Here is a 3,971-nt window from a genome sequence, read left to right on the forward strand (position 1 = left end):
GCGCGCAGGTGGCCGCCCGCGGGGTGGACGCGTCCGTCCGGCGAGGTCGGATCAGCCAGCCTGAAGGAGGAGACATGGGACGAACAGGGCAGGCCGTGAAAGCGAGATGGCGGGCCTGGCGGTCAGCCGTCGCATCGGGCAGCCGCCATGATCGCGACCGGGGGGACGTCCCCGGCTGGGTCATGATAACCGTCATGACGGCGGCGCTGGTGGTCGCGATCGCCACCCTGGCGACGCCCGCCCTGCAGAACCTGTTCACCTCGGCCATCAACTCGGTGTCGGGTATCGGCGGTGGCGGCTGAGCTCGCGGCCGCCGCGGGGCCGGACGGGATCGACGGCGGCCCCAGGGGAACCGGGCACCGACCGGACGCGGTCGAGGACGGCGTCGAGGACGCCTCGGACGCCTCGGACGCCTCGGACGCGGCTGACGCGGCTGACGGCGGATCGGCCGTCGTCGAGTTCATCCTGGTGGGGACGTTGTTGCTCTTCCTGATCCTGGGGATCATCCAGGTCGGCCTGGTGCTGCACATCCGCAACACGCTCGCGGCGGACGCCGCGGAGGGAGCCAGGCACGCGACCAACCTCGGCGTACCGGCGAGCGAGGGCGGTCCCTACGCCCAGGCCCTCATCGCGCGGACCATCCCGGGACGGTCCGACGCCGTCTGCACCGGGGCGCAGGTCGATGGGCCGGGTGGCACGCCGCTCGCGGAGGTCACCTGCCGGGTTGCCGTGCCGCTCGTCCTGGTCCCACTGGGCGACGGCATCACGATCACGGTGAAGGGCCATGCGCTCAAGGAACTGCCGTGACGAGGGGTGGCGTGGCGGGAGATCGGGTCGCGCGGGCGATCCTGCACTCCCTGCCGCGGGCGATCATGATGATCAGGACAGGTTGTGTGGCTTTCGTGCGCCGCGTCGGTCGCATAGGCCGCGTTGTCGGGCCCGGACAGGAAGGCCGGGCGACCAGGGCCGACGACGGTTCGGCGATGATCGAATTCGTTGGATTGTCCGTCGTGCTGCTCATCCCGTTCGTCTACCTGTTCCTGTGCGTCTTCGCGGTGCAGCGCGCGGCGTTCGGGGTGACCCAGGCCGCCCGGGAGGCCGGGCGGGCGTTCGCCACCGCGGACAGTGAGACGCAGGGCATGGACCGGGCGCGGCTCGCCGCGCAGCTCGCCCTCGCCGACCAGGGCGTCCCCGGCGCGCCACAGGTCCGGTTCGCTCCCGAGGGCGCCGACTGTGGTGCGGGGGATCCCGGAGACGGCGCGGCAACCCTGGAGCCGGGCGCGTCGTTCGTCGTCTGTGTCCGTACGGTCGTGGCGCTGCCGGGAACCGGCGCCTTGTTCTCCGGCATTACCGATGTCACGGTTAACGGCCAGTTCACCGTAGTGATTGATCAGTTCCGCGCCGACAGGCGGGAAACCCAGCCCTAGCAGGGGTTTCGTACGTTCACGGGGTTACGCGGGATCGCAAGGTTTTACGGGGTCCGGTGGACTTTTTGGCGGCGAAGGACTTGTCCGGCTCGGGGAGCAACTCGGCTCGGCGCGCCAGGTCGGCGAATTTGGGGGAGCAGAGTCCGGTCTGCGGTCCCTGAAGCGTGACTGGCTCCCCAAAACTCGGCCGCCACGCGATGTACACCACGTCCGTGGACTCCACTGATGTCGATCCGCGCGGACACCTGGCCGTTCTTGCTGGGCTGGCTATCGGCGTCTGCCGGCCCACTGCTGTATGRGGGCTGCGGCGGCCTCGTGGTCGATGGTAACTCGGTTGCTGAGTACGGCGTGCGCGGCGGCGAGTTTCCTGACGAGCTTGTCGATGAATGCATGTGTGTCATCGCGGCTGAGGTTTCCTTCGGTGATGATTTTTGTGTAGCGGACGGTGTCGACGATGGCGGACTTCACCCGTTCGTGGGAGAGGTAGGTGTCGAGGTCTGACTGCCATCCCTCGGTGGCCGGACCGTTGACAACGGAGGTCCACCCATGGACGAGTGCGGCTGACTCGTCGGGCTGGTAGCTCATCTTGTGCAGGTGGACCGCAAGATCATAGACCGGATCGCCCCACAGGGCGAGTTCCCAGTCGAGGAAGTAGGCTTGGCCATCCGAGATGATGATGTTCTTGCGGTGGATGTCGGTATGGAGAAGGCGGAAAGGCCGCGGGTGCAGCGTCGTCCATCGACTGTTGATCTCGGTGAGCGCGTCGATGGGGATGCCGAACTCGGCGTACAGATCGCCGAAGTCGGGAAGGAACCGGGAATGCACGCCTGCGGTGACAGCGGACAGGCGGCGGGCGAAGTCGGCGGTCCGCCCGTCCGCCGGCCAGCCTGGCGGCGATTGCGGCAGGCGTTCGCGCGGGACGAGGCCGAGCTGCCCGAAGAGTTCCACGACGTCGCCGATGACGTGGTCGGGGACACGGGTGCCGCGTGGTGCGGTGTTGTCGAGGAGCTGACCGGGAAGGAATTCCACGATCTGATAGCGGGGCTGCATGCGGGCGTAGAGCAGACGGGGCGCGTGGGTCACGGTCCCGCGGATGGCGCGCAGCACGTCCCCTTCCGGCCAGATCATCAGGTCCATGATGTCGCTGCCCGGAATCGGGATACGAACAATCACGTCTCCGGCCGGCGTGTCCATCCGGATGTTGTGATTGTAGAAACCCGACGCGGCATCGGGGCGCCCGACCGCCTGCCGGTACAGTTCGTCGGGCCGCCACGTGTGCCCGTTGAGCAGGTCGGCGACGAAGTCCTCGACGCGGGCGTCAAGATCGGTAAGCGTGCCGAACGGCTGGATTCCTGCCCGTGCCCGGCTCGCGGCGGCGGTCACCTGCCCGTCATCGATGCCGAGGATGGACAGTGCGTGCGCCGAGCAGAGGATGATTGTCGGGTAGACGTCGGCTGCTTCCAGCTCGCGGACGCTCCACTGGAGCGAGGAAACCGCTTCGTCGAGCTGACCCCGACGAGCATGGACCAGGGCGCGGTAGAACTCGGCGCGGGCTCGACCGGAGCGATACCCGACCCCATCGAGGGCGGCGCACGCGGACCGTAGGGAGGTCTCGGCCTCGTCGAGCTGACCGCATCGGAGCTGCCCGATGGCGAGAGCGGTATACGCCTTGCCGAGCTCGTGATGGGCGCCGATCTCGCGTTGGATCTCGATCGCCTGGCCTGCCTCGACGATGGCCTCGGCAGGGTGGGTATAGGCGAGGAGTTCGRCCCGGTTGGTCTGGATGTTGGCCAACCCGAGAACGCTATCGGCTGCGGCGTAGTGGGCGGCGGCCTCGTCGAGATAGCGGGCGGCGGCGTCGAACTCGAACGCGAACCGGTGGGCGAGGTGACGCATCCGGGCCACGTCTCCGTGAAACTCGGTGTCCTGCCCCGGAGCGGACGCACTCAGGTCGGTGGCGAGTGCTTCCGCGTCTCGGAACCGGGCCCTGGGCCATGTGAAGGTCGGCGGCCCACAGGCCCGCGGTCAGCCGGGATGCCCCCGTGGCGTGGTCCCAGACCTGGGTGTAGGCGTCGAGCGCGGCCCGGGTCTCACCGGCGATGCGTCGACCATGTCCGGCGGCCACGGCGAGCCGCGCGCCGACCATTGTGTCGATGGCCAGAGCGGTGACCGGTTCGGGAACCAGCGCCGTGACCGTGGCCGCGTCGCCGAGGCGAATCGCCGCCTCAGCCTGCAGGCACCGCAGCGCTTCGGGCAGGTTGTCGTGGTCGGGTTGGTCGTTGAGCCGGGCGCGCAGGTCCTCGGTGATGCCTTGGGCTGCGCTGTGTCCCCCACGGCGAACCGCGTGGTCGGCATAGCCGAGGATGCTCTCGCCGCTGATCTGCCGACCCCGCAGGGCGTGATACGCGGCCTCCCGCAGGGCGCGGGCGGCATGAGCGCCGCTGTCCTGGCAGGGCTCCGGCACGTTCGCGTTATGACCGGCTCGTCCGCGCGCCGACGGGACGGCCTGGATGTCCGTATCGTCAGGGAAAGCCGTGCAGGTCG

The 3,971-nt window shown here is 69.0% G+C and carries 4 protein-coding genes and 1 pseudogene; 3 read left to right on the forward strand and 2 right to left on the reverse strand.

The window, feature by feature from the left end:
* Positions 1–74: 74 nt before the first annotated feature.
* From KBI5_RS02115 to KBI5_RS02125, 3 genes are all read left to right on the forward strand, one after another.
* On the forward strand, positions 75–302 hold the full coding sequence (locus KBI5_RS02115; RefSeq protein ID WP_023839919.1) for a hypothetical protein: 228 nt from the start codon (positions 75–77) through the stop codon (positions 300–302).
* Positions 292–807, forward strand: a complete 516-nt coding sequence (locus tag KBI5_RS02120; RefSeq protein WP_085014172.1) for a TadE/TadG family type IV pilus assembly protein — start codon at positions 292–294, stop codon at positions 805–807. Before KBI5_RS02115 ends, KBI5_RS02120 begins: the two co-directional genes overlap by 11 nt.
* 176 nt (positions 808–983) lie before the next feature.
* Positions 984–1,427, forward strand: a complete 444-nt coding sequence (locus tag KBI5_RS02125; protein WP_035730816.1) for a hypothetical protein — start codon at positions 984–986, stop codon at positions 1,425–1,427.
* Between the two features lie 267 nt (positions 1,428–1,694).
* Here KBI5_RS02125 and KBI5_RS02130 read toward each other — a convergent pair whose 3' ends face one another.
* Together KBI5_RS02130 and KBI5_RS27510 are read right to left on the reverse strand one after the other, a co-directional pair.
* Positions 1,695–3,323: an aminoglycoside phosphotransferase family protein gene (locus KBI5_RS02130; protein ID WP_241882608.1), complete on the reverse strand. Its 1,629-nt coding sequence runs from the start codon at positions 3,321–3,323 to the stop codon at positions 1,695–1,697.
* Positions 3,232–3,971: pseudogene (locus KBI5_RS27510) on the reverse strand (hypothetical protein); the annotation flags it as partial. The pseudogene KBI5_RS27510 and the gene KBI5_RS02130, both read right to left, overlap by 92 nt.

Source organism: Frankia sp. KB5, assembly GCF_002099325.1.
Lineage (GTDB): Bacteria > Actinomycetota > Actinomycetes > Frankiales > Frankiaceae > Frankia > Frankia casuarinae.

What these genes read in the sequence shown, in the direction of transcription:
- KBI5_RS02115 (WP_023839919.1), top strand. Translation starts at nt 75, where the DNA reads ATGGGACGAACAGGGCAGGCCGTGAAAGCGAGATGGCGGGCCTGGCGG.
- KBI5_RS02125 (WP_035730816.1), top strand. Translation starts at nt 984, where the DNA reads ATGATCGAATTCGTTGGATTGTCCGTCGTGCTGCTCATCCCGTTCGTC.